The sequence below is a fragment of the Arthrobacter oryzae genome (genome assembly GCF_030718995.1).
Taxonomy (GTDB): domain Bacteria; phylum Actinomycetota; class Actinomycetes; order Actinomycetales; family Micrococcaceae; genus Arthrobacter; species Arthrobacter oryzae_C.
Genome location: NZ_CP132204.1, coordinates 1,987,432 through 2,012,663 on the forward strand (window position 1 = coordinate 1,987,432; position 25,232 = coordinate 2,012,663).

Annotated in this window: 25 protein-coding genes; 15 read left to right on the top strand and 10 right to left on the bottom strand. The window is 67.0% G+C overall.

Translation table 11 applies throughout. The features are described 5' to 3' along the window. Positions 1 to 81: 81 nt before the first annotated feature. On the bottom strand, positions 82 to 810 hold the full coding sequence (locus Q8Z05_RS09200) for a GntR family transcriptional regulator (protein ID WP_305943157.1): 729 nt from the start codon (positions 808 to 810) through the stop codon (positions 82 to 84). A 242-nt stretch (positions 811 to 1,052) separates the two neighbouring features. On the opposite strand from Q8Z05_RS09200, the gene Q8Z05_RS09205 reads away from it, so the two are divergent. Both Q8Z05_RS09205 and Q8Z05_RS09210 read left to right on the top strand, forming a co-directional pair. Then, positions 1,053 to 2,393, top strand: a complete 1,341-nt coding sequence (locus tag Q8Z05_RS09205) for an MFS transporter (protein ID WP_305943158.1) — start codon at positions 1,053 to 1,055, stop codon at positions 2,391 to 2,393. Positions 2,394 to 2,559: 166 nt separating this feature from the next. Then, positions 2,560 to 2,997 carry an SRPBCC family protein gene (locus tag Q8Z05_RS09210; RefSeq protein WP_305943159.1) on the top strand — a complete coding sequence of 146 codons (438 nt, stop codon included), beginning with the start codon at positions 2,560 to 2,562 and terminating at the stop codon, positions 2,995 to 2,997. A 4-nt stretch (positions 2,998 to 3,001) separates the two neighbouring features. On the opposite strand, the gene Q8Z05_RS09215 is transcribed toward Q8Z05_RS09210, so the two are convergent. Next, positions 3,002 to 3,952: a 1-phosphofructokinase family hexose kinase gene (locus Q8Z05_RS09215; protein WP_305943160.1), complete on the bottom strand. Its 951-nt coding sequence runs from the start codon at positions 3,950 to 3,952 to the stop codon at positions 3,002 to 3,004. Positions 3,953 to 4,044: 92 nt separating this feature from the next. Between Q8Z05_RS09215 and Q8Z05_RS09220 the strand changes: the two genes are divergently transcribed. Next, positions 4,045 to 4,695: a DedA family protein gene (locus Q8Z05_RS09220; RefSeq protein WP_305943161.1), complete on the top strand. Its 651-nt coding sequence runs from the start codon at positions 4,045 to 4,047 to the stop codon at positions 4,693 to 4,695. Positions 4,696 to 4,739: 44 nt separating this feature from the next. Here the strand turns inward: Q8Z05_RS09220 and Q8Z05_RS09225 are convergent, their stop codons facing one another. The 7 genes from Q8Z05_RS09225 to Q8Z05_RS09255 all read right to left on the bottom strand — a co-directional run bounded on the left by Q8Z05_RS09225 (position 4,740) and on the right by Q8Z05_RS09255 (position 12,496). Next, a complete protein-coding gene (locus Q8Z05_RS09225; protein WP_305943162.1) occupies positions 4,740 to 6,206 on the bottom strand; it encodes an HNH endonuclease signature motif containing protein in 1,467 nt (488 codons plus the stop codon). Between the two features lie 83 nt (positions 6,207 to 6,289). Then, positions 6,290 to 7,393, bottom strand: a complete 1,104-nt coding sequence (locus Q8Z05_RS09230) for a Gfo/Idh/MocA family protein (protein ID WP_305943163.1) — start codon at positions 7,391 to 7,393, stop codon at positions 6,290 to 6,292. A gap of 11 nt (positions 7,394 to 7,404) precedes the next feature. Continuing rightward, on the bottom strand, positions 7,405 to 8,103 hold the full coding sequence (locus Q8Z05_RS09235; RefSeq protein WP_305943164.1) for a ThuA domain-containing protein: 699 nt from the start codon (positions 8,101 to 8,103) through the stop codon (positions 7,405 to 7,407). A gap of 16 nt (positions 8,104 to 8,119) precedes the next feature. Then, positions 8,120 to 9,352, bottom strand: a complete 1,233-nt coding sequence (locus Q8Z05_RS09240) for a Gfo/Idh/MocA family protein (RefSeq protein WP_305943165.1) — start codon at positions 9,350 to 9,352, stop codon at positions 8,120 to 8,122. A 20-nt stretch (positions 9,353 to 9,372) separates the two neighbouring features. Next, positions 9,373 to 10,269: a carbohydrate ABC transporter permease gene (locus Q8Z05_RS09245; protein ID WP_305943166.1), complete on the bottom strand. Its 897-nt coding sequence runs from the start codon at positions 10,267 to 10,269 to the stop codon at positions 9,373 to 9,375. 2 nt (positions 10,270 to 10,271) lie between these two features. Next, complete coding sequence (locus tag Q8Z05_RS09250) at positions 10,272 to 11,174, bottom strand: carbohydrate ABC transporter permease (RefSeq protein ID WP_305943167.1); 903 nt, start codon at positions 11,172 to 11,174, stop codon at positions 10,272 to 10,274. Beyond that, entirely contained in the window at positions 11,171 to 12,496 is a 1,326-nt protein-coding gene (locus Q8Z05_RS09255; RefSeq protein WP_305943168.1) for an extracellular solute-binding protein, read from the bottom strand. The genes Q8Z05_RS09250 and Q8Z05_RS09255 overlap by 4 nt, the downstream gene beginning before the upstream one ends. Positions 12,497 to 12,732: 236 nt before the next feature. On the opposite strand from Q8Z05_RS09255, the gene Q8Z05_RS09260 reads away from it, so the two are divergent. The 12 genes from Q8Z05_RS09260 to Q8Z05_RS09315 all read left to right on the top strand — a co-directional run bounded on the left by Q8Z05_RS09260 (position 12,733) and on the right by Q8Z05_RS09315 (position 22,660). Continuing rightward, positions 12,733 to 13,770, top strand: coding sequence for a LacI family DNA-binding transcriptional regulator (locus tag Q8Z05_RS09260; protein ID WP_305943169.1), 1,038 nt, complete (start codon positions 12,733 to 12,735; stop codon positions 13,768 to 13,770). A 128-nt stretch (positions 13,771 to 13,898) separates the two neighbouring features. Further along, positions 13,899 to 14,201: a DUF4193 domain-containing protein gene (locus tag Q8Z05_RS09265; protein WP_305943170.1), complete on the top strand. Its 303-nt coding sequence runs from the start codon at positions 13,899 to 13,901 to the stop codon at positions 14,199 to 14,201. 114 nt (positions 14,202 to 14,315) lie between these two features. Beyond that, positions 14,316 to 14,618 carry an urease subunit gamma gene (locus Q8Z05_RS09270; protein ID WP_305943171.1) on the top strand — a complete coding sequence of 101 codons (303 nt, stop codon included), beginning with the start codon at positions 14,316 to 14,318 and terminating at the stop codon, positions 14,616 to 14,618. 10 nt (positions 14,619 to 14,628) lie between these two features. Then, positions 14,629 to 14,967, top strand: coding sequence for an urease subunit beta (locus tag Q8Z05_RS09275; RefSeq protein WP_305943172.1), 339 nt, complete (start codon positions 14,629 to 14,631; stop codon positions 14,965 to 14,967). Continuing rightward, the gene (ureC, locus tag Q8Z05_RS09280) at positions 14,964 to 16,694 is read left to right on the top strand and encodes an urease subunit alpha (RefSeq protein ID WP_305943173.1); all 1,731 of its coding nucleotides are present in this window, start codon (positions 14,964 to 14,966) and stop codon (positions 16,692 to 16,694) included. Before Q8Z05_RS09275 ends, ureC begins: the two co-directional genes overlap by 4 nt. A gap of 24 nt (positions 16,695 to 16,718) precedes the next feature. Next, entirely contained in the window at positions 16,719 to 17,204 is a 486-nt protein-coding gene (gene ureE, locus Q8Z05_RS09285) for an urease accessory protein UreE (protein ID WP_305943174.1), read from the top strand. After that, positions 17,185 to 17,865 (top strand): urease accessory protein UreF, encoded by a 681-nt coding sequence (locus tag Q8Z05_RS09290; protein ID WP_305943175.1) that lies wholly within the window; start codon positions 17,185 to 17,187, stop codon positions 17,863 to 17,865. The genes ureE and Q8Z05_RS09290 overlap by 20 nt, the downstream gene beginning before the upstream one ends. A 12-nt stretch (positions 17,866 to 17,877) precedes the next feature. After that, positions 17,878 to 18,495, top strand: coding sequence for an urease accessory protein UreG (gene ureG / locus Q8Z05_RS09295; protein WP_305943176.1), 618 nt, complete (start codon positions 17,878 to 17,880; stop codon positions 18,493 to 18,495). Beyond that, the gene (locus Q8Z05_RS09300; RefSeq protein WP_305943177.1) at positions 18,492 to 19,388 is read left to right on the top strand and encodes an urease accessory protein UreD; all 897 of its coding nucleotides are present in this window, start codon (positions 18,492 to 18,494) and stop codon (positions 19,386 to 19,388) included. The genes ureG and Q8Z05_RS09300 overlap by 4 nt, the downstream gene beginning before the upstream one ends. Next, complete coding sequence (locus Q8Z05_RS09305; RefSeq protein WP_305943178.1) at positions 19,388 to 20,470, top strand: HoxN/HupN/NixA family nickel/cobalt transporter; 1,083 nt, start codon at positions 19,388 to 19,390, stop codon at positions 20,468 to 20,470. Before Q8Z05_RS09300 ends, Q8Z05_RS09305 begins: the two co-directional genes overlap by 1 nt. A gap of 67 nt (positions 20,471 to 20,537) precedes the next feature. Then, positions 20,538 to 21,122: an HhH-GPD-type base excision DNA repair protein gene (locus tag Q8Z05_RS09310; protein ID WP_305943179.1), complete on the top strand. Its 585-nt coding sequence runs from the start codon at positions 20,538 to 20,540 to the stop codon at positions 21,120 to 21,122. A 35-nt stretch (positions 21,123 to 21,157) separates the two neighbouring features. After that, positions 21,158 to 22,660, top strand: coding sequence for an FAD-dependent oxidoreductase (locus tag Q8Z05_RS09315; RefSeq protein WP_305943180.1), 1,503 nt, complete (start codon positions 21,158 to 21,160; stop codon positions 22,658 to 22,660). Here Q8Z05_RS09315 and Q8Z05_RS09320 read toward each other — a convergent pair. Next, complete coding sequence (locus Q8Z05_RS09320) at positions 22,590 to 25,232, bottom strand: non-ribosomal peptide synthetase (RefSeq protein WP_305943181.1); 2,643 nt, start codon at positions 25,230 to 25,232, stop codon at positions 22,590 to 22,592. The genes Q8Z05_RS09315 and Q8Z05_RS09320 overlap by 71 nt on opposite strands.

A 25,232-nucleotide genomic window follows, 5' to 3' on the forward strand; every position in this document is an offset into this window, starting at 1 on the left:
TTCCATAATCATATAGGAACTGTGATCCAGATCAAGTGCCGGGGCAAAAAAGAGCCCCGGCCGAGGGGCCGGGGCTTGGCTCTATTGCACGATATGCCGCCTGGGCGGGCCGCTGTCCTGCAGCGGCGTGAGGTCGGCGTGGCCTTCGAAGGCCTGGGCGAAGCGGGCAAAGGAGTTCCGGATGTGCTCCGCCATGGCCGCTTCGGCCTGTTCCGGCTGGCAGGCCTTGATGGCCTCGCGGACCGCGGAATGTTCGGCGACGGTGATGGCGCCGTCGACGTCCGCCGGGTAGAGGCGGAAGGTGTGCAGGTGGCAGTGGGTCTGTGCGAATGCGTGGCGGACCACGGTGTTGCCGGCGGCGGCCAGGATCGTGTCGTGGAACCGGGTGTCATGGGCCACCAGGTCCTGCCGCAGGTCGCCGTCGGACTTCATGGCGCCGCGGAACGCCGCAATTTCCTTTTCGAGGGCGGCCGAGGGGTTGGCCAGCCGGTCAACGGCCGCCGAGCGGGCCGCCCAAGGCTCCACGAGCAGCCGGAATTCAAAGAGGGAGCGCAGTTCGGCCAGGTCCAGCAGGGGTGTGGTGCTATAGCCCTTGCCGGGGGTGTAGACCACCAGGTTGTCGCCCTCCAGCCGCTGCAGGACCTCGCGCACCGGCGTCTGCGAAACACCCAGGCTCCGCGACACGGCGTCGATGTTGATCCGGGTGCCGGGCGCGATTCCGCCTTCGAGGATGGAGGCGCGCATCGACGAATACACATCGCTGACGGCGGCTTTGCCTCGGGAGATATCGGAAGACTGACGTGGGGGCACGCGCTGACCTCTTAGTGCTGGTTGGGTGTTGTCCGGGTTGGAGTCGCTGGGGGAATCATATTCCACCCGGCCTTCCGCCGCCCCGGCGGGTGGTGTGCGGAGGTTTTTTCGAGGGGGACTTGATTCGCATCACATTTTCTATATGATTAACCCGATTCCTATATGATTTGGCATCGATATCTTCGGTGTCTTCCCCCGGTGCCACAGGCGCCCGAAGCCATGTTTACGTCGAAGGAGACCACATGACTGCGCTCGGAAGTAAAGTTGCCAGTACGTCATCCCTCAAAAATCCCCGAACCATGACCCGGAAGCGCTGGGTCATTATCTGGCTGGCCTTCATCGGGTTGAGCATCAACTACCTGGACCGCTCCAGCCTGAGCGTTGCCCTGCCCTTCATGGGCAAGGACTTCGAACTGACCGCTACCCAGCAGGGCCTCATCTTTGCCGCCTTCTTCTGGGCCTACGATTTCTGCCAGCTGGCGGCCGGCTGGTACGTGGACAAGGTGGGGCCGCGCAGGTCGTTCTCGCTGGCGGCTGTCTGGTGGTCCATCTTCACGATGGTGACCGCCGCGGCGACGAACTTCTGGTCCCTGTTCGCTGCCCGCTTCCTCCTGGGCGTCGGCGAAAGCCCTGCGCCCAGCACCGCAGCCAAGGTGGTGGCCACCTGGTTCCCGGTCCGTGAGCGGGCGTTCGCCACCAGCATCTGGGACTCAGGTTCCCGCGTGGGGGCCGTGATCGCACTGCCCATCGTCACCCTGATCGTGGCGCTGACCTCCTGGCATGCAGTGTTCATCATCATCGGCGTCGCCGGCATTATCTGGGCCGCCGTCTGGTGGAAGGTGTACCGCAGCCCGCAGGAGCACCCAGGCGCCAACGCGGCCGAGGTGGCCTACATCGAGGAAGGCGGTGCCCGCGGCGAAGGCAGCGACGACGCCAACGCTGCGAAGCTTCCCTGGCGCTCACTCTTCAAGTACCGCACCATCCTCAGCATGATGTTCGGCTTCTTCTGCCTGAACAGCGCCATCTACTTCTTCATCACCTTCTTCCCGAGCTACCTCGTCAAGGAACGCGGATTCGACCTGCTCAAGCTGGGCTTCTTCGGTGCCATCCCCGGCATCTGCGCGGTGCTGTGCGGCTGGCTGGGCGGATACCTGGCCGACCGCGCGGTCCGCAGCGGCGTTCCCGTCACCAAGGTCCGCAAGGCCACCATCGCCGGCGGCCTGATCGGCGGATCCGTGATCATGTTCGCCGCCCTCGTTCCGGAAGCCTGGATGGCGCTGGCGCTGCTCTCCGTTGCCTACTCAAGCCTCACGGTCGCGGCGACCGGCATCTGGTCGCTCCCTGCGGATGTTGCCCCGAGCTCCAGGCACGTCGGATCCATCGGCGGACTGCAGAACTTCGCATCCAACCTGGCCGGCATCTTCACCCCCATCCTGATCGGAGTGCTGGTGGACCAGACCGGTTCGTTCGTGGCGCCGCTGGCGGTCATTGGCGCCGTCTCCCTCGTGGGCGCCGCCAACTACCTGTTCGTCATGGGCAAGATTGAACCGCTGAAGGTCAAGGAGCCCGCAGCGGTCGCGTAGCCGGTCATCGTGTAACCGGCGGCCGCCTAACCGGCGGTCGGGGCGGCGGCAACCTGCAGGGGTTGCCGCCGCCCTTTTGCTGTGTTCCCGTGGCTGGTGCACAGTCCGCTGAGCCAGGCTGCGTCCCGTAGCCTGAGCCGAAGTGGCTCGAAAGGAATCAGTAGGCATGGTTGATGTAGTGACAGATATTGAGATCCGGCAACCCCGCGCGGTGGTGGCCGCATTTGCGGCCAATCCGGAGAACGCTCCGGCCTGGTACGCAAATATCAAGACAGTCAGTTGGGAGACGCCGCCCCCAGTGGCCCTGGGATCCAAAGTCGCCTTCACGGCGGAGTTCCTCGGAAAGACCTTGGACTACGTCTACGAATTTACCGAGCTGGACCCAGGCAGAAAGCTGGTGATGCGCACGGCCCAGGGCCCGTTCCCCATGCAGACCACCTACACCTGGGCGGACGCCGGCGGAAGTTCCACCCGGATGACCCTGCGCAACACCGGAACGCCGGCGGGCTTCTCCGCCGTCGCGGCGCTGGTGATGGCGCCGATGATGCGCCGCGCCATGCGCAAGGACCTGGCCAAGCTGAAATCCCTTCTCGAGGCGGGCTGACAGCTCACGACAGCTCGGCTTCCAGCCGTTCGACGTCGGCCCGGTGGCAGAGTTCGGTGGCAGGCGTCATGACCGTGGCGCTTCCCGCTGCCACGGCGGCACGGAATGCAGCATCAAGCGGGCGGCCCTGGGCGAGCCGGAGCACAAAAGCGCCCAGGAAACTGTCGCCGGCCCCTACAGTGCTGACCACGGGCACGTCCGGCACCCTCAGGCGGATGAGCCCGGACTTTGAAGCGAGCAGGGCCCCGGACTCGCCGAGCGTGAGGGCGACGTGGTCCGCGGCGCCGTCAGCCACGAGGGCAGATGCCGCGTCCACCTGGCGCTGTTCCCCTTCGAGGGCAGCCCCGAAATGCAGCCCCAGCTCGCGGAGGCTCGGTTTGACCAGGAACACGCCCTCGGCCAGCGCCTCGGTCAGAGCCGGCCCGGAGGCGTCAACCACGCAGTGCGCACCGGCCTGGCGCGCCAGGCGGGCAACCCGAGCATAGAAATCGTCCGGCACTCCGGGCGGGAGGCTGCCGCTCGCCACCACGTAGCCGCCCACCGGCATCGCCCCGGCAACACGGTCCAGGCACGCCTGCCACTCCGGTTCGCTGAGTTCCGGGCCCTGAAGGACGAACCGGAACTGTTTCCCGGTGGACGTCTCATCCACGGTGAAATCCTCGCGCGTGCTCCCGTGGATCGGAACCGCCAGGGACGGGATGCGCTCTGCCTCAATGAGCCTGCGGTAGGCCTCCCCGGTGGGGCCGCCTGCGGTGTACACCGCCAGCGTCTGGCCGCCGAGCCGCTGGATGACCCTTGCCACGTTGACGCCCCCGCCGCCGGGGTCGAGCCGGCTCGCCCCGCACCTGAGTTTATGGCCGCTGCTGACGCGTTCAGTCGAGGTGCTGATGTCCAGCGCCGGGTTCACCGTGAGGGTGAGAATCGGCTTAGTGCCTGGCTGCTGTGAGGGTCCCATGGCCCCAGCATAGGAGAGCCGTCCCGGGCCGCCACTGCCAGGAGCCCCGGCAGGGCTGACGTCCGCCTGCCTCTACTGCCACACTGTTCCTGATGCAGGCATTCTTCGACGGACTCCTCAACGCCAGCCCGCTGCTGGTGACCTGCGTCGTGTTCGCCCTGGTCTTCGCCGAGGACGCCCTCTTCATAGGCTTCGTCATCCCGGGCGAAACGGCGGCCGTGGTGGGCGGCGTGATCGCAGGAAAGGGCGGCATGCCGCTCGCGGTGATGATCGCGGTGGTGGTCTCCGCCGCGGTCCTGGGCGACACCGTTGGCTACGAAATCGGCAAGCACCTGGGCCCCCGGCTGATTTCCCGGAAGATCTTTGACCGGAAGCGCCCCCAGCTGGAGAAAGCACAGGAGTTCCTCCAGCGGCGCGGCGGCCCGGCCGTCTTCCTGGGCCGGTTCACCGCCTTCTTCCGCGCCGTGATGCCCGCCCTGGCCGGGCTGAGCGGTATGCCCTACCGCCGCTTTGCGCTCTGGAACATCACCGGCGGCGTGCTGTGGGGGAGCCTCTTCGTGACCCTGGGATACCTGGCCGGCAACCTGTACGACGAGGTGGCACGCACTGCCGGTAGCGCCGCCGCCGTCGTGGTTGCCGCAGTGGCAGTCGGCGTGCTGGTCATCTGGCGGATCCGCCGGCACCGGCAGGCGACGGCTGCAGACAGCAGCGCGCGTCCACAACGGTGGCCCCCAGGGCAGTGACTACTCACCACGGGTGACCGGGGCAGCAGAGGCAAGAGTGGATCCTACGCCGCGATGAAAAGTGCCCAGTCAGGGAAGGGATCCGCCGGTAATGGCGGCCCGGTCTCATCGAGACCGGCGGCACTGGCAAGTACATTCAGCCAGTCAGGCGGTTCCCGGTCTTGGTCGTCGCCCGCGTGACCGGGCTGGTCCGGCCAGTGTGGCGGTTCCCAGTCCTGTTGTTCGCTCGGATAGGAGCGCCCCGCCGGTGAGATCCAGCCCGGCGGCTTGTCCCGGGTCGCACCGACCGGCCTCCACGCTGTGGTGTGTTTGAGCCGGTGGTGCCTCCGGCATGGCTGGGCCAGGTTCGTGATCCCGGTGCCGCCTCCCTCGGACCACGCCAGCAGATGATCCGCTTCATTATCCAGGGAAAGGTTGTTGCAGCCCGGAAAGGGGCACCGGCCGTCCCGAAGCCGCAGCCATTGACGCATCGCCTTCGGCACCCGGTAGCTCTCGCGTCCGATCTCCAGCGGCGCTCCGGTCCGCGGATCGGTCAGCACCCGGAGGAACGACTCTGCGCCATCCCCGACAAGCCGGCGGGCCATGCTCGCCGGAACGGGACCGTACCCGTCCAGCGTGGCCGGTTCCTCGCCTGCGCCCAGGAGCGATAACACCGGAACGGTCACCAAAACCTGCGCCTTCGGTGACGGGATGCCATCCACCGCCCCCGCCAGCAGCCAGTCGGCAGCAACGTCCGCCCGGAGCTGGGCCAGGGTCCGGGATTCCGCCGGGCCCTGCAGGGCACGGGCCGCTTCCGTGGCACGGGACCACACACCCGCTGCCACATCCGCAGCCACGTAGGCCGAAAGCCAGGCCATGCCGTCCCGGTCCGGGACATACTCCAGCCGCCGGTCCTCCACGCCCTTGCGGTGCCGCGCCTCGATGCTCACCGGGTGGTGCCGCTCACGCCAAGTGCGCGCCTTGGCCCGGAACCTGCCCGGCACCAGCTCTCCCGCCGGGCAGCCACGCGCAGCAAACGGAGCGTCGGGGTCCAGGAAATGCGCCTCCAACGCAGCAGCGCCACCCTTGTCCAGGTTGGCGGTCTCATCACACATCACCCGCGCGTGCTGCCACGAAATGCTCCCCGACCCCAGCGCAGACAGCGTCAACGGCAGGGACGTGGTCAGCGCGGCCGATTCCGCCAGGAATGCCGCCGCCGCCCTTTCACTCACCGTCAGGACACAGGCGACCTCTGCCGTCACCGCCATTTCCCGGGCGGTGCACTCCTGCGGGGAAACAGCCGGGACCGCCACGGCGGCAGCAGCGCGGGCATACCCCGCAGCAAAATGCACCTTCAACCCCGCCAGCATGGCTTCCAACCGGCCCGCCACGCCCAGACCGTCCAGGCACGCGTCCGCTTCATCCCGAAGAGGATCAGCACCAGCCACGGCACCGCGACCAACCACAGCAGCCAAGGCAGCAAGGGAAGCCTCCATCGCCTCCACCGTCTCCGCAACTGCCCTGCTATCCATACCCACAGCATCCCAGCAGGCACCGACAATTAACGCCGGGGCCGCCGTCTCGCGGATTCGCCCCGACTACGTCACCGGGCTCCCTAGCTGCAGACGTCCGTCAGCGGCACCGCCTCGGGGCGCTCGCAACGGCTGGCCACTTTCACCGCCTGCCCCAGGGCCGCTGATTCCAGCACGGATTCCATCACCTCCAGCACATGAAAGGCCAGCTGTCCGCCGGCCCGCGGTTCTTCGCCGGCCGCGGTCTTGGCGAGGTCGTGCAGGCCAAAGCCGCGGGCCGAATCCACGTAGCCGGCCGAGACCGGGAGCACCTCCCAGCCCTCGTCGCCCAGGCTGCGGAGCTTCACGTCGCCGTCGAAATGGTTGGGATCGGGCACGATCAGCGACCCCGTTTCGCCGTGGATCTCCAGGTTGGCGGACTGGGTGGCCACCGCATCGAAGCTCATCACCAGCGTGGACAGCGCGCCGGATTCGTGCGCCAGCACACCCGTCACGTGGGTGTCCGTGCTGACCGGAACGCTCTCGCCGGCGCGGGGCCCGGTGCCGATGGTCCGGGAGCCGCGGGTATGGCTCGCTGCCCCGATCACCGACGCCACCGGCCCCAGCAGCGTCACCAGCGCGGAGACGTAATACGGCCCCATGTCCAGCAGCGGACCGCCGCCCGGAACGTAGTAGAAGTCCGGGTTCGGATGCCAGCGTTCGTGGCCCGGGGTCACCATGGTGGCCGTCGCCGAGATCGGCGCCCCGATCCGGCCGTCGTCGATCGCCTTCCGGGCGGTCTGGATGCCGGTCCCCAGGACCGTGTCCGGTGCGCAGCCGACGACGACGCCCGCCGCCGCTGCTGCCTCCAGCACCTTGCGGGCCTCTTCGGTAGTGGCGGCCAGCGGCTTTTCGCCGTACGTCGCCTTGCCGGCGGCGACGGTCCGCAGGGCGATGTCCGCGTGGGCTGCCGGGATGGTCAGGTTCAGCACCAGGTCGACTTCCGGGTCCGCCAGAAGCTGGTCCACACCCAGTGCACGCACCCCCGGCTGGCCCGCCGCCACGGCCTCCGCCCGGGCCGGGTCAAGGTCCGCCACGGCCACGAGCCGGACGCTGTCCAGCCGCGGGAATGTGGCCAGGTAGGCGGCGATGATGTTGCCGCAGCCCACCACGCCGATCCGCAGCGGTGACGCAGACGGTGACTCCAATTCGGTGGTTCTTAGCGGCTGGCCCACAGCATGCCCCTTTCAATGATGGTGCGGACGTTGTTGTCCTTGAGGATCTCCACGCTGTGGCCGGGTGTGGCCACGAAGATCCGGCCTTCGCCCCACGACCGCGTCCACACCGCCGGCGAGACCACGTCACGGTGCCAGGCATCCTTGTCCCTGGCCGGCAGTGTGGTGGTGGCCAGCACGTCGATGTAGTCGTCCGAGAGCACCCAGTACTGTTCCGTGAACAGTTCGAAGTCGCCGATTCCCGCAGTGATCGGGTGTTCTGCCGCCGCCGGCAGCATGTTCACCGTGTACGTCCGGAAATTGTCAGTGGCGTCCCCGTGCAGTTCGCCGTGGTCCTTGACCGGATGGCAGGCGAACTGGCCGCCGATCAGGTGCAGGTAGTCCGCATTGTTCCGGTATGAATCAGCAATGCCGCCGTGCCAGCCCGCCATTCCGGTGCCGGCCTCGATCGCGGCGCGGAGGCCCTCGAACTCGGCCTTCTCGATGGTGGTCATGGTGTTGCACTGCACGATCAGGTCCACCCCGGCCATGTATGCGGCGTCCGCGTACACCGCCGTCGACTCCTCCACCCTCACGGTGAAGCCCTGCTCGCGGAGGAACGGAATAAAAAGGTCCGTGGCTTCGACGGGCTGGTGGCCGTCCCAGCCGCCCCGGACCACCAAAGCGTTTTGTGAAGTGATCATTGTTTGTTCCTTCTCGTCAGTCCACTGAAGTCCAGCGGGAATCCCCGCCTGCGCTGTTTTCCACTGCCGCCAGCACCCGCTGCACCTGCAGCGCATCCGGGAACGACGGCGTGGGCTGGATTCCGGCCCCGATGGCCGTCAGCAGGTCCACCACCTGGTGCGTGAAGCCGTGCTCGTAACCGAGCCCGTGGCCCACCGGCCACCAGTTCCCGGTGTACGGGTGGTGGGCCTCCGTGACGTTGATCCGTCGGAAGCCGAGCGAATCCGCATCGGCGCCGCTGCCGCCGTCGTAGTAGTTCAGGTAGTTCATATCCTCGAAATCGAAGGCGATGGACCCGCGCGAGCCGTTCACCTCCAGGCGCATGGCATTCTTCCTGCCGAGCGCCGCCCGGCTGGCTTCGAAGACGCCGATCGGGCCGCCGTCGAACCGTGCACTGAAAATCACCGCATCGTCCACGGTCACCGGACCGCGTTCGACGCCGGCACCCGTCGCGCCGTTCCCGCCGAGGCCCACGAAGTCCCCGCCCACGGGACGTTCCCTGGTGAAGGTCTCCATGATGGCCGAGACGCCCGTGATGCTCTGCCCGGTGACGAACTGGGCGGCGTCGATGCTGTGCGCGCCGATGTCCCCGAGGGCGCCGGAACCGGATTTCGCCTTGTCCATCCGCCAGGTCAGCGGTGCGTTCTCGTCCGAGAGCCAGTCCTGCAGATACTGTGCGCGCACCTGCCGGATGGTTCCGAGTTTGCCGTCCCGCACCATGTTCCGGGCCAGTGCCAGGGCGGGGGTGCGACGGTACGAATAGCCGCACATGGCGAAGACGCCGCGCGCCGCAGCCTCGGCGGCAACCTCCGTCATCTCCTCGGCTTCCGCCACGCTGTTGGCCAGCGGCTTTTCGCAGAGCACGTGCTTCCCTGCCCGCATTGCGGCGATGGCGATCTCCGCGTGGGTGTCGCCGGGAGTGCAGATGTCCACCAGGTCGACGTCGTCCCGCTCCACCAGCGCCCGCCAGTCCGTTTCGGTGGCGGCCCAGCCCAGGCGGCGGGCGGCCGCGGTGACGCGGTCCCCGTCCCGGCCGGCCAGGACGGTCAGCTCGGGGACCAGCGGGAGGTCGAAGAAACGCGGTGCGGTGCGCCAGGCGTGCGAGTGGGCGGCGCCCATAAAGGCATGGCCCACCATGCCGACGCGGATCGGCGGGGCCGTCCTTTCGGGCGTTCCGTTGTGCGGCGTGCTCATGGGTGTGTTCTCCATCGGGTATTCCTTGCCTGGGGTCACTTGCTGAAGCCGGCGGTGAGGCCGCTCAGCAGCTGGCGGCGGCCCACGATGTACAGGACAAGGATGGGCAGGGTAGTGAGGACCACGGAGGCCAGCACCGCGGGGATGTTCACGCTGTATTGGCCCTGGAAGGTCCACAGCGCCAGCGGCAGGACGCGAAGTTCCGGACTCTGGGTGAGGATCAGCGGCAGCAGGAAGCCGTTCCACACCCCCAGTCCGTTGTAGATGGCCACGGTGACGATGGCCGGTTTCACCAGCGGCAGCGCGAGCCGCCACATGGTCTGCCATTCGTTGCAGCCGTCCAGGCGCATGGACTCGAACAGTTCGTCCGGCACGTCCCGGATGAAGTTGGCCAGGATCAGCACCGTGAGCGGGATCCCGAACGCGATGGACGGCAGGATCAGGGCCAGCAGGCTGTCGTAGAGGTTCAACCGGATGATGAGCAGGTACACCGGGATGATGGTGGCCTGCAGCGGGATGGCCAGGCCCATCAGGAACAGTCCGTTGACGAGCTTCAGGAACTTCCCGCGGCCGCGGACAATCGCGAACGCCGCCATGAAGGAGAACAGCACCGTGGGCAGTACGGCTCCCGCCGTCACCAGCGAGCTGTTGAGGAAGTACCGGGCGAAGTCGGCTTCCAGGACCATCCGGTAGTTGTCCACCGTGGGGTTCGACGGCGGTGCCAGCGGGTTTTCGCTGAAGTATCCCGCCTGGCTCTTGAAGCTGGTGATCACGATGTAATAGATGGGAATGATGATGACGGCGAGCCACATCCAGCCGCCCAGGCCGCCGGGAACGTTCAGTTTCCGGAAGCGGCGGCCGAGGCCGCGGTTCGGCGCAGGTTCCCCCGGGGTGAGGGCTGCGGGCGTTGGCTTGGTCAGGGTGGCGCTCATGGCTAGAGTCCTTCCAACTGGCTGCCGCCGGAGTTCTTGCCGCCCAGCCGCTGCAGCAGCAGGGCCAGGCCGAGTCCCACCACCACCAGGATGACGGCGATGACACTGGCGGGGCCCATCAGGTTGGCGCGGAAGCCGGTCAGGTACATGTCCAGGGCCAGGATCCTGGTGGAGTTGCCCGGCCCGCCGGCGGTGAGGACGAAAACGAGGTCGAAGTAGGTCAGCGAACCCACCACCATGAGGGTGGAGGACGTGATGATCGTGTACTTGAGCTGCGGCACGGTGATGTAGAAGAACTGCTTCACCCGGCCCGCGCCGTCGATCTCGGCAGCCTCGTACAGGGACTTGGGGATCTGCCGGACGCCGCCCTGGTAGATCAGGGTGTGGAACGGAACGAACTGCCACGCAATCACGAAGATCACCAGGAACAGCACCAGCTGGGGCTGTCCGAGCCAGTCCTGCGCCAGGAACGGCAGGCCCAGGCCTTCAGCCAGCCCGAAGTTGGGGTCAAGCAACGCCTTGTACGCAATGGCGATGGCGGCTGAGGAGAGCAGCAGCGGCAGGAAGTAGAGCACCGCCAGTACCGCCCGGTACTTCTGGCTGCCGGCAGTGAAGGTGCCGAGCAGCAGGCTGATGGGCGTCTGCACCAGCCAGGACACCACCATGATCACGAAGGTCAGCCACACCGCGTTGTACATGACGGGATCGGAGAGAACGGCAAGCCAGTTGTCCATGCCTGCCAGGCTGATGGCACCGATGCCGTCCCAGGTGGCGAAGCTCAGGGCAACGACGCCCAGGAGTGGAAGGACGGCGAAGGCCGCGAAGAACAGGAGGGCGGGCAGGACCATCCAGCCCAGCGCTCCGCCCCGGGCCCTGCCACGGGCAGTGAGGGCTCCGGCGCTCATTTTCCAAGCGTCGCATTCATGTTGTCGGCGAACTGCGCCGGGGTGATGGACTTCAGGAACAGCTGGTCGATGTTGCTCAGCAGCGCCTCGGCCGCCGTGGGACTGAGGGCCTGGTCCCAGGACTGCTGCAGGCTGGGCGCGTTCTTGCTTAGCGTGTACACGTAGTTCAGGAAGTCCTTGTCCTCGCTGGAGGCGAGCTTGTCCTCGATGCCCTGCACGATGGGCACGGCCCCGGACGAGATGTAGGCGGTGATTTCATCCGTGGTCAGCAGGCCGTCCTTGAAGAACTTCTTGGCTGCTTCCTTTTCGGCGGCGCTCGCCTTGGCGGAGATGGACAGGTACTGGGCGGGATTGCCCACCGTGTTGAGCGGATCCCCCTTGCCGCCGGCGACGGTGGGGAAGTCGAACCAGCCGAGCTTTCCGTCCTGGACGAACGTGCCGCCGTCGTGCTTCATGCCCCCGTACGTCCAGGCTCCGTGCAGCATCATGGCCGCCTTGCCGGTGAACAGGAGTGCCTGGTCCGCGTTGCTGTCCGCCGTGATGGAGGAGAAGCCCTTGACGAACCCGTTGGCGGAGACCAGTTCCTGGATCTTGGCGCAGGTTTCCAGCACCGCCGGATCGGACCAGGCGTTGGCCTTGCCGTCGAAGATCGCCTGGAAGACGTCCGGGCCGCCGATCCGGTCCAGGAGGTATTCCAGCCACATCATGGACGTCCAGCGGGACTGGCCGCCGAGTGACAGCGGGGCCACGCCCATGTCGTTGAAGGTCCTGGTCAGGGCGAGGAGGTCGTCCCAGGTCTTGGGCGGCTGGGCGTTGGCCTTCGAGAAGAGTTCCTTGTTGTAGTAGAAGACAATCGGCGCCACGGTCTGCGTGGGCACGGCGTAGATCTTGCCGTCGACGGTGGCCGCGGCAAAGGAGGACGGGAAGAGCTTGGCCTTGACGTCGGGATTCGCGTCGAACCACCCCGTGAGGTCCTCCACCTGCCCCGCCTGTGCATAGGTTTTCAGGGTTCCGCCGCCCCAGCCGTAAATGATGGTGGGAGCCTGGCCCGCGCCGATGGCCGTCTTGATTTTGGTCTTGTAGGCATCGTTCTGGAAGACCGTGGCCACGATCCTGGAATCCGGGTTGGCGGCATTGAAGGCCTCCAGGCTCTTTTTCCGGATGGACTCGTTGGGTTCCCCGGTCAGGGACCAGAACGTGGCGCCCCCGGCCGGTGCCGTGCCGGGCCCCGACGTGCCGCAGGCGGTCACCGTCCAGGCGGCGAGGGGAGTGAGGGCTGCAAGGCTAAGGAATGACCTGCGTGACGAAAGGCGTGGTTCCATTCTGATCTCCATTGAAAAGAGCCGCGGCATTGCGGCGCCGGTGGTGGTGCCGGCCGGTCGGGCGGCACCAGCGATGAGCAGATGTTTTTCGAAATATTTCGCAACTAATTCGTGAACTGAGATAGAAGCTAGTCCCGTTTCGACCCCGGCGTCAAGGGTTTCCGTGCAAATCTTGACGTCGGCGTTGCCGTTGGTGCAGACTTCAGCTACCGAAATTTTTCGAGAAAGTTGCATTGATGCCTGCACAGACACCGAAGGCCAGGCTGAACCTGGCTGACGTCGCGGCCCTGGCCGGGGTGTCCGCGCCCACTGTTTCCAAAGTCATCAACGGCCGTGACGACGTCGCGGAGGCAACCCGCGCCCGCGTACAGAAGGCCCTCGTCAAGCTGGGCTACGAGTCTCCGATGCAGCGCAGGGTCAGGTCCGGCGGCCCGGTGCTCGTGGACCTGGTGTTTGACGGACTGGACAGCTCCTACTCGCTGGAGGTGATGTCCGGGATTGTGGGCTGTGCGGCCGAGGAGGGCGTTGAGGTGGTCTTGAGCAGCGTGACTCCGGACAAACTGAAGAACACGGACCACGAGCAGTGGTCGCAGCGGCTCTTCGACGCGGGCAGGAAAGGCCTCATCCTGGTGACGTCCGAAATCACTCCGGGCCAGCTGGAGTCCTTCCGGCGCAGGAACATACCGGTGGTGGTGATCGATCCGCTGAATCCGCCCCGCTCCGGGTTCGTCAGCGTCGGTGCCACCAACTGGGCCGGCGGCAAGGCGGCGGCCGAGCACCTGATCTCCCTGGGGCACAGGAAGATCGCCTTCCTGGGCGGCCCCGAAGCCGCAGAGTGCAGTGTCGCCCGGCTCCACGGCTACCTGGCGGCCCTGCGTGCCAACAACATCCCGGCCAATCCGGACTATATTGTGGCCGGCCAGTTCCAGCGCTACTTTGGCGTTGCCGGTGCGCGCCAGCTGTTCGCCCTCGCGGACCGGCCCACCGCAATCTTTGCCGGCAATGATGCGATCGCCCTGGGCGTCCTGGACGAAGCCCGTGCGCACGGCATCAACGTTCCCGGTGAGCTCAGCCTGGTGGGCTTCGACGGGACCGACGTCACCGAACAGTCCGTACCGCGCCTGACTTCCGTGGCCCAGCCGCTGCAGGAGATGGGGCGGACGGCGCTCCGATCCGTCCTGCGGCTGGCCGGCGGGGAGGCCCTTGAATCAACACACGTAGAATTGGCTACCCGGCTGGTGGTCAGGGACTCCACGGCGGCGCCCGCCGGCTGATTTTGTCCCCGGCGTGCCGAACATTACACCACCTCGACTTACTTCGCGCTGGTGGCGCGGGAATAAGGGTGCGATGGTGTAGGTTGCATTCCCGTCAGTCAAGAACATTAGAAAAGAGAAACACCCAAGTGGCAACCGATTACGACGAAGTACGATCCGACGTCAAGGAATCCCAGGAGAACTCCCTCGAGGCTCTTCAGTCCGCCAACGCCCCCGATGCTCGAAGCGTTGTCCGGGAACTGGATGAGACCGACGCGCTCGACGACGGCATGGTCCCCGGCGGCGAGTTCGTCGCCGAGGAACTGGTGGTCCAGGTCGTTCCCCAGGCGCAGGATGAATTCACCTGCTACTCCTGTTTCCTGGTCCGGCACCGGTCCCAGATCGCCCGTGAAAAGAACGGCCACGCCTATTGCGTTGATTGCGAAGGCTAAGGGCCGCCACACCGTCTCCCGCCATCCCTGAAACCGGGAGAAGGGCCCCGGAAACCTCACGGAAACGTGACCGGCCTACTGTGGTCACAAAGCAGTACGTTGAAGGGATTTCCGATGCATCTGATGCCCCGTGAGCAGGAAAAGCTCATGATCGTGGTCGCCGCTGACCTGGCCCGGCGCCGCCAGGCCCGCGGCTTGAAGCTCAACTTCCCTGAGTCCGTGGCCATCATCAGCTATGAACTGATCGAGGGCGCCCGGGACGGCCGCACCGTCGCCGACCTCATGAGCTACGGCACCACGATCCTCACCCGTGAGGACGTGATGGAGGGCGTACCGGAAATGATCCACGACGTCCAGATCGAAGCCACGTTCCCGGACGGCACCAAGCTCGTCACTGTCCACGATCCGATCCGCTAAGGGGCAGGCGATGATTCCAGGTGAGTACGTCCTCGGTACCACGCCCGTGGTGATCAACGCCGGACGCGAGGCGGCCGACGTCGTCGTGGTTAACACCGGTGACCGGCCCGTGCAGGTGGGCTCGCACTACCACTTCGCGGAAGCGAACGCCGCCCTTGAGTTTGACCGCAAGGCCGCCTACGGCCGCCGGCTGGACATTCCGGCCGGCACTGCGGCGCGGTTTGAGCCGGGGGACAGCAGGACCGTCAGGCTGATCGAACTGGCGGGCAGCCGCGAGGTGTTCGGACTCAGCAACGCGGTCAACGGTGCGCTGGCTACGGCCGACTCCGGCAAGGGGGACGCCAAGTGAGCTTCGAACTGACCCGCCGGCAGTACGCGGACCTGTACGGCCCGACGACGGGCGACGCCATCCGCCTCGCGGACACTGAACTGTTCCTAGAGATCGAAAAGGACCTCACCGTGTACGGCGAGGAAGTGGTGTTCGGCGGCGGCAAGGTGATCCGCGACGGCATGGGCCAGAACGGACAGGTCACCCGGGACGAAAATGTGCCTGATACCGTCATCACCAACGCCGTCATCCTGGACTACACCGGCATCTACAAGGCGGACGTGGCGATCAGGGACGGCCACATCCTCAAGATCGGCAAGGCCGGCAACCCGCAGATCACCGACGGCGTGGACATCGTCATCGGCGCCAGCACCGAAATCATCGCCGGCGAACGGAAAATCCTCACGGCCGGCGGCGTGGACACGCACATCCACTTCATCTCCCCGGACCAGGTGCCCACGGCCCTCACCAGCGGCGTGACCACCATGGTGGGCGGCGGTACCGGGCCGGCCGAAGGCACCAAGGCCACCACCGTCACTCCCGGCAAATGGCACATCCAGCGGATGCTGCAGGCCACCGAAGGCATGCCCATCAACATCGGCCTGTTCGGCAAGGGCCACGCGTCCGCCGTCGAACCCCTCGCGGAGCAGATCCGGGCCGGCGCGATCGGGCTCAAGGTCCACGAGGACTGGGGCTCCACCACGTCCTCGATCGACAACTCCCTGAAGGTGGCGGACGAATTCGACGTCCAAGTGGCCATCCACACGGACACCCTTAACGAGTGCGGCTTCGTGGAGGACACCATCCGGGCCATCGGCGGCCGGGTGATCCACACGTTCCACACCGAGGGAGCCGGCGGCGGCCACGCCCCGGACATCATCAGAATCGCCGGGCTGCCCAACGTGCTGCCCGCGTCCACCAACCCCACGCTGCCGTACACGCGGAACACCATCGAAGAGCACCTGGACATGCTCATGGTGTGCCACCACCTCAACCCGGACATCCCGGAAGACGTGGCGTTCGCCGATTCCCGGATCCGCGCCGAGACCATCGCCGCCGAGGACGTCCTGCAGGACCTGGGCATTTTCGCCATCACCTCCTCCGACTCCCAGGCCATGGGCCGGGTGGGCGAGGTGATCACCCGCACCTGGCAGGTGGCGGACAAAATGAAGAAGCAGCGCGGGGTGCTGAAGGACCCGGCCGGCGGCGCGCACGGATCAGAAGGCAGCGACAACTTCCGGCTCAAGCGCTACGTGGCGAAGTACACCATCAACGCCGCGATCGCGCAGGGCATGGCGGACTCCATCGGCTCGGTGGAGGAAGGCAAGTTCGCGGACCTGGTGCTCTGGGACCCGGCGTTCTTCGGGGTCAAGCCCGAACTGGTGCTCAAAGGCGGCCAGATCGCCTACGCCCTGATGGGTGACGCCAACGCCTCCATCCCCACGCCGCAGCCGCGCACCATGCGCCCGATGTTCGCCGCGTTCGGCAAGGCCGTGCAGCAGTCCTCCATCACGTTCCTGTCGCAGGCCGCAATCGATGCCGGCGTGCCGGAGGAACTGGGGCTCCAAAAGAACATCCGGCCAGTTTCCGGCATCCGCACGTTGTCCAAGGCCGACCTCAAGTTCAACGACGCCACGCCGGACATCCAGGTGGACCCGGAAACGTACCAGGTGACCGTGGACGGCGAGGACGTGACCTGTGAACCCGCGGACGTGCTGCCCATGGCGCAGCGCTACTTCCTGTTCTAACCGTCCCGAGCACCGGAGCATCCCGTGATTATCGAAAAGATCCTCGGCAACCTGCACGACCTCCCCGCCGCTGAAACCGCGGCGTTCGCCGGGCTGCACCAGGAGAAAGTGGTGCTTCCCAGCGCCCTGCTGGTCAAACGCATCCAGCGCGTCACCACGGACCACGGCCACGAAATCGGAATCCGGCTGCCGTCCGGTTCCGGTGACCTCCGTGACGGCGACATCCTGCACGTGGCGGATACCAACATGATCGTGGTGTCCGTGCTGCCCACCGACGTCCTGGTGGTGGCGCCCCGGACCATCCACGAAATGGGTGTGGTGGCGCACTCGCTCGGCAACCGGCACCTGCAGGCGCAGTTCTTCGACGCCTCCTCCGAGTACGCGGCCGAGGTGATGGTGTGCGCCTACGACCACACCGTGGAGGACTACCTCAAACACGTCGGCGTGCCCTACGACCGCCAGGAACGCGTCATGCCTGTGCCTTTCCGCCATGCTGAACACAGCCACTAGCCACCAGCTCGCGCTCCAGCAGCTGACCGACTCCGCCCTGCCCACGGGGGCCTTCGCGCACTCGCTGGGCTTTGAGACCTACATCGAGCGCGGCCTGGTCCACGACGAGGCGTCCTTCGGGGTGTGGCTTTCGGCGTTCGTGGGGCAGCAGCTCACGTATTCCGACGGCCTGGCCATCCGCTTCCTCTACGAGGGCGTTCCCGTTGCGGAACTGGATGCGCTGCTGACAGCACAGCTCCTCCCTCGGCAGCTGCGGGAGGCGAGCACCAAGATGGGCACCCGGCTGCTGGAGATCGGCTCCGAGGTTTTCCCTTCCCCGGAGCTGGCGGAGTACCGGGAGCTGGTGACCGCCGGCCGCGCCGCCGGCCACCAGCCGCTGGCGTTCGCCGTCGTCGCCCATTCCCTGGGCGTGCCGCCCACCGAGGCGCTCGCCGCGTACCTTTTCGCCGCGGCCACCTCACTGACCCAGAACGCCGTCCGCGCCATTCCGCTGGGGCAGAACGCCGGCCAGCGGCTGCTGCGGAAAGCGGCCGACGACGTCGCTGCCGCCGCCGAACGGATCGGCCGCCTTGCGCCGGACGACTTCGGGGCCGTCAGCCCCGGACTGGAAATTTCGCAGATGCGGCACGAACGTCAACGTGCCCGCATGTTCATGAGCTAGCAGGAGGACACCATGTCTGAACCCATCAAAATCGGCATCGGCGGACCGGTCGGTGCCGGCAAGACCCAGCTCGTGGAGCGTCTCACCCGGCACATGAGCCGCGAAATCTCCATGGCCGCCATCACCAACGACATCTACACCATCGAGGACGCCAAGATCCTGGCCGCCAACGGCATCCTTCCCGAGGACAGGATCATCGGCGTCGAAACCGGCGGCTGCCCGCACACCGCGATCCGTGAAGACACCTCCATGAACACGGCGGCGATCGAAGAGCTCAAGAAGCGCCACCCGGACCTTCAGGTGATCTTCGTGGAGTCCGGCGGCGACAACCTCTCGGCCACATTCAGCCCCGAACTGGTGGATTTCTCGATCTACATCATCGACGTGGCGCAGGGCGAGAAGATCCCGCGCAAGGCCGGCCAGGGCATGATCAAGTCCGATCTGTTCATCATCAATAAAACCGACCTCGCCCCGCACGTGGGCGCCGACCTTGCCGTCATGGAACGGGACTCGAAGGAATTCCGGGGCGAGAAGCCGTTCTGCTTCACCAACCTGAAAACCGACGAAGGCCTGGACGCCGTCATCGAATGGGTGCGGCGCGACGTCCTGATGCTCGACCTCGCCCCATGACGGCTCTTGGGCTGGAACCGGCGGCGCTGGAGCCGGCGGCCGCCCCAGCGGTTAAACCGCCGATGGGAGAGCTGAAGCTCGTCATCAGTGAGCGGGGCGGGAGGTCCGTGGCTGCGCATCAGTACCACCGGGGCGCCCTGCGGGTTTTGCGGCCGCACTATCTGGACGGGTCCGGGCAGGTTTGCTATGTGATGGTGAATCCTGGCGGGGCGTATCTTGGGGCCGATCTCTATGTCATCGACGTGGAGGTGGGCGACGCGGCGCGGCTCCTGCTGACCACCCAGTCCGCTACGAAGATCTACCGGACTCCGGGGTCGTTTGCCGAGCAGCGGATGACCCTGCGGCTGGGGGAGGGGGCGCAGCTGGAGCTGGCCCCGGACCAGCTGATCGCGTACCGCGAGGCCCGCTACCGGCAGAACACGCACGTTACGGTGCGGCCGTCGTCGAGCCTGGTCATGGCTGAAGTGGTCACGCCGGGGTGGTCGCCGGACGGGGCCTCGTTCCGGTACGAGGAACTGCGGCTCCGCACCGAGATCCACGTGGAGGCGGACGGCGGCACCGAACTGCTGGCCCTGGACAACCTGCTGATCCGGCCGCCCCTCGGCGATGTCACCGGCACGGGATTCATGGAGGGCTTCAGCCACCTGGGATCGCTGGTGGTGGTGGACGCCCGCGTTGACCAAACCCTCGCCGACGAATTCCACGCACTCACGTCAGGCCACGATGCCTACACCGGTGTGTCGCTGACCGCCTCCGCCGGCGGAACCACCGGCCTGGTGCTGCGGTCATTGTCCAACTCCACGGAGGAACTCAACCGGCTGCTGGGGGCGTGCACCGCCCTGCTGCGGAACCGCTGGCACGGGCAGGCGCCCCTGAACCTGAGGAAGTACTGATGGCCGCTCCCACCGGGTTCGCCGCGATGTACCGGGAACGGGAGCAGCTGCCGCTCCGGACCCGCTTGCTCTTCGCCTTCGGCGCGGTGGCCGCATTGCATCTTGCCGCCGTCGTACTTCTGCTGGCCGGAAGCCTTGGGGCAGGGACCATTGGGGCAGGGACAATGGGAGGGGCGCAGCCGCTGGCGCTGGGTCTGGTGCTCACCGCGTACCTGGCGGGCATCAAGCACAGCTACGACTGGGACCACCTCGCCGCGATCGACAACTCGACGCGGAAGTTCGTGGCGCAGCACAAGGACCCCGTGAGCGTGGGGTTCGCATTCAGCCTGGGCCACAGTTCGGTGGTGATCCTGGCCGGAATCCTGGTGGTGGGCGGCGCGGCAATGGTGGGCCGGTTCATGGAGGACGGCACCACCGGAAACCTGGTGCTGGGCCTCATCGGCAGCGGGGTTTCCGGGTTGTTCCTGCTGGCTATGGGCCTGTTCAACGGCTCGGCGTTCATCCGGGCAGCGCAGGCATACCGGAAGGTGCAGGGCGGCGGGCAAGTGCAGGACGAAGACCTCGAGGCGAAGGGCTTCGTGGCACGCCTGCTGGCAAGGCCCCTGTCCAGGGTCCAGCGGCCGCGGAACATTTACGTGATCGGTTTCCTGTTCGGCCTGGGTTTCGATACCGCCACCACCATCGGGCTCCTGGTCATGACGACGGCGGCATCCCTTGCCGGTGTCTCCCCGTTCGTGCTGCTGGCGCTGCCCTTGTCGTTCACCGCCGCCATGACCTTGTGCGACACGGCCAACGGTGTGGCCATGATGCGCATGTACCGCCGTGCCATCCACCATCCGCACCGGAAACTCGGGTTCAATGCGGTGGTCACCGGGATCTCGGCCGTGTCGGCCCTGTTTATTTCGGCCATCACCCTGGGTGGATTCTTCAACGCGGCGTTCGGATGGCACGATCCCCTCACCACCTGGCTGGGCGGTGTGGACCTGGGCGAGGCCGGACTGCTGCTGGTGGCCATGCTGCTGGCTGCCTGGGGTGCCGCGGTGTGGCGGGAGCGGCGGAAGGGCCGGCCGCAGGCCGTTTAGCGCGGGCGGACACAGGTCCTCGACGCAACCCATGACGACGGCCCGGGCGGGTGGCAGGATAGGACCCATGGAACTGCACATCACCGGGGACCCGGCTGCCGACAAACTACTCAGCGACGACGCGTTTGCGCTGCTCACCGGCATGCTGCTTGACCAGCAGGTGACCATGGAGTCTGCGTTCGCCGGCCCCGAAAAGATCCGGACGCGTATCGGTTCCATGGACCCGGCAGCGATCGCCGGGTACGACCCCCAGGAATTCGTTGAGATGTTCAAGGAGCGCCCGGCCGTCCACCGGTTCCCGGGATCCATGGCCGGACGCGTCCAGGCGCTCGCGGAGACCGTGCACCAGGACTGGAACGGGGACGCCACGGCAATCTGGACGCAGGGCAACCCCGACGGCCAGGAGGTGCTGCGCCGGCTGAAGGCCCTGCCGGGATTCGGCGAGCAAAAGGCGAAGATATTCCTCGCGCTGCTCGGGAAGCAGTGCGGACTCAAGGCCGAAGGGTGGCGCGAGGCCGCCGGACACTACGGCCAGGAGGATGCCTACCTGTCCGTGGCCGACATCGTGGATCCCGAGTCGCTGAGCAAGGTACGCGCCAGCAAGCAGGCCGCCAAAGCGGCTGCCAAGACCGCGAAGACCACCGGGAACTGATACGCGGCCCGGGGGTGGAGGGGGAGGCGGATACCGTGAGTGAGCAGCCCGCAGGCCAGTTCGCCTCCCTCTGGGCGGTTACGAGTGCATCCACGGGCTACGCCGCCCTCGGGGAAACCATCGACGTGGACGTGGCCGTGATCGGCGGCGGCATTGCAGGCTTGACCGCGGCGCTGGCCCTCAAGCGGGCCGGGCTGACGGTGGCAGTGCTGGAAGCGGCCCGTGTGGGCACCGGAGTCACCGGGAACACCACCGGCAAAGTCACGTCCCTGCACCGGCTGGCCTTCACGGAACTTGCCGGACGGCACGGCACGGAGGCAGCCCGCCTCTACGGACAGGCCAACGAAGCCGCCATTGGGCACGTTGCAGGCACGGTGGCGGACGAAGGAATCGACTGCGGCTTCCGGCGGGTCTCCAACTACACGTACGCCGAATCGGAACGCACGCTCGCCCTGGTCCGGGAGGAAGCGGCGCTCGCAGCCAGGCTGGGGCTTCCGGCGTCCTTCACCACCGACGTCCCGCTGCCCTTCGCGGTCAAGGGGGCCGTCCGGTTCGACAACCAGGCGCAGATCCACGCGCTCAAATACGTGCAGGGGCTGGCCCGCGCGGTGGACGGGGGTGGCAGCTTCGTCTTCGAGGAGTCCCCTGCGACTGCGTTCCGCGACGGGCCACCGGCAGTGGTGGACACGGAGCGGGGCTCGGTCCGGGCCCGCGAGGTCATTGTGGCGACGAACGTGCCGTTCGGGGACAACGGAACCTTCGACGAACGGTGCTACCTGCACCGCTCGTATATCGTTGCCGCCTGTTCCGGTCTGCCCCCGCTGGACGCCACGTTCCTCAGTGCGGACGAACCGATGCGCTCCATCCTGACGTTTGACCTCGACGGCACAAGCTATGTCCTGGTGGGCGGCGAAGGCCACCCCGCGTCGGACCGCACCGACTCCGCGGAGCGGTACCGGCGGCTCGGCGGATTTGCCCGGGACCGCCTAAGTGCCGGGGAGATCGCCTTCCGCTGGTCCACGCAGGACGCCATGCCCGCGGACGGGCTGCCCTACGTCGGACGCTTGTCGCCGGACTTCCGGCACGTCCACGTGATCACCGGGCTGCGCAAGTGGGGGCTGACCAACGGAACGGCCGCGGCCCTGATCCTCCGGGACACGCTGTGCGGCACGGGCAACCCGTGGGCGGCCCTGTTCGACAGCACGCGGGCTGTACCAGTCCCAGCCGTGACGCCGGCCGCTGCCGAGGACTTCACGGCGCCGTCCCCCGGGCCGGATGTTCCGATCAGGTCCGACCTCGTCCGGGGTTCAGGAAGCGTGGTGGACGTGGACGGGGCGAAGACCGCCGTCTACGTCGGCCCGGCGGGAAACGTCAGCGCAGTCTCGGCCGTCTGCACGCACCTGGGCTGCACTGTGGAGTTCAACGCCGCCGACGTGACCTGGGACTGCCCGTGCCACGGCTCCCGGTTCAGCACCGATGGCACCGTGATCCAGGGCCCCGCCACCCGGAACCTTGCCCCCGGCCAGGCGCCGGCATAGGGCCGTTGACCCGGCTCTTCCCGGGCCGGGCCCTCTTCCAGCGGCGCAGGGCCGCCATCACGCGCATTGAGAGCGCCCAGTAGGCCACTCCGGCGGCAAGCGAGGCGGCCACCGCCAAAGCAGGGCTGACGCCGACCAGCAGCGGGTAAACCAGCCAGTGTGCGAGGTAGGCGTACAGCGAGGATGCGGCCAGGAGGCCCACAAAGCGGTGGAGGCGGGCAGGGACGGGGATGCTGGGGAGCCAGATGAGCAGGAGGACGCCGGCAACGAGGGTCGCCTCACGGTTCGGGTTGTCGAAGAAGCCCGGGACCGTGAGGACCGTGAGTGCCGTGACGGCGAGCCGCTGAGGGAGCCCGCGCGAACGCGCCACTGCCCAGCCGAGTGCGAACAGCCACAGTACCGGCCCGGTGTTGGGCACCTCGGGGTCCACCAGTTCAAAGCGTTCCAGCAGCCCCACCCCGGTCAGCACCAGGGGGAAAGCCCATGGAAAGCGCCGCTCCGCGCGGTCCGCCCAGGGAACGGCCAGCAAGGCGGCTGCCGCAGCAAGGATGTAAACCAGCACTTCCACAAACCAGAAGTGCCACTGCGTGGTCACCTCTTCCGGGCCGATGATGGCGTTGAGGAGCAGGACGTTGGCGATGCTGTACCGGTCGGTGAGCAGGTAGGCAACGCCGATGAAGACGACGCTGGGGACAACCACCCGGCCGAGGCTGCGCAGCTGGCGGCGAAGGCGGGGCAGCCGTTCTCCGGCGAGCTGGAAGCGGGCAAAGTTGAACCCGGCAACGGCCATCAGCACATGCGCGGTGCCCTGCCAGCTGAAAAGGCCAACGTGGGTGCTGACGATGAACACGATCGCCAGGGCCCTCAGCACGATCCCCGTCTCGAGCGGGGCGAAGAACCGCCCCCGACGCTGCCGCGGGGGCGTGCCGGGGTTCATGAGGTCGCGGACCGTGCGGACATGCCAGTCGGGCGGGAGGTTGCCAAGGGCCTTTTCCAGCCGGACGGAGACGGCCACGTAGGACAGCGAGTCCCCGCCAAGGGTGACGAACGTGCTGTCGTCCGTGACGTCGTCGTTCTCCAGCTGTTCCGCGAAGATCCTCCGGACGTCCCCGGGTCCTTCGGCGGGCAGGGAAGCGGCCGCATCCTCTGCGGGTGCGGGGGCGGCCCGCTCGGCGGCGAGCTCCAGGATGGCGGGATAGTCCACCTTTCCGCTCCCCAGCCGGGGCAGGCCCTCCACGGCGTGGACATCCACGGACGTGCGTGGCAGGCCCACGCTCTGCGCGAGGACCTTGCCCAGCAGCCGTTCATCGTGGTCACCTTCCACGGCGACCACCAGGCCGTCGTCGGACCCCGTGCAGGCCCCGGAAACGCCGAGCCCGTCGAGGATCCGTTCCACCTGCCCCAGATCCACCCGCAGTCCGACCACCTTGACGAACCGGCTCCGCCGTCCCACGATTTCGTAAATGCCGGTGGGATGCTGCCGGGCCAGGTCGCCCGTCCGGAGTTCGGTGACTGTCCGGCCCGCGGAGAGGTCCTCCGGGCTCTCGGCATAGCCGAGCATCACGTTCGGGCCGGTGTACACGAGCTCGCCGTCCTCCAGGCCCGGAACCGGGTCTATCCGGAAGGCGCCGCCCGGCACGGGGATGCCGATGGTTTCGGGCGTGGTTTCTGCCAGTTCCGGAGGCAGGTACGCCATCCGGGCCGTTGCTTCAGTGGCGCCGTACATAACAAACAGGTCCCAGCCCCGCCGCCGGCCCAGCCGCGAGAATTCGCGCACCTGCTCAGGGGCAAGCCTTCCGCCGGCCTGCGTCACATACCGCAGGTGCGGCAAATCCATCCCGTTAAACCCGACGCGGTCCAAGAGCTCAAAGGTGTAGGGGACTGCTGCAAAGGACGTCGCGCCGCGGGCGGCGAAAAGGTCCCAGAAGCACGGGTCGACGACGGACAGGTCCGTGAGCACCAGCGCGGCACCGCGTGCCAGGTGGCTGTTGATGACGGACAGCCCGTAGCAGTAGGACATCGGAAGGGTCGTGGCCGCGCGGTCCTCCGAACGGATACCCAGGTATTCGGCAATGGACTCCGCGTTCGACTGCAGGTTGGTGTGGGAGAGGCGCACAAGTTTCGGTGAGCCGGTGGATCCCGAGGTGCTCAGGAGCAGTGCGAGGTCCGGGTGGAGCTGGTGCAGTGTGCCCGGCCGCAGTTCCTCGACGGCCGGCCCACTGCCCCCGCCGGACCGGACGATCACATCCGGACTGTATGCCGCCATGATCGACTCGATGGAGCCCGGTTTGTCCGCCGGAACGAGGATCAGCGGGTGGCCCGAGGACAGGGCTGCCAGGTACGCGACCAGCGAATCCAGGTCGTTCCGGGCCGCGAGCAGCACCAGGCGCCGCACCGGACCCAAGAGCGCGGCCGTCGCATCGACGCGCTCGGCCAGTTCCCGGTAGGAGAGGGAGTCCGTGTCCGTTAGCACAGCGGGGAGATCGCCGTGCCGGGCGAGCCTGGCAGCGAAGGTCGCCAGGCCACGGTCCGGTCCTGCGTCAGGGCTCGCAAGGGGTTGGGCAGGAATCAT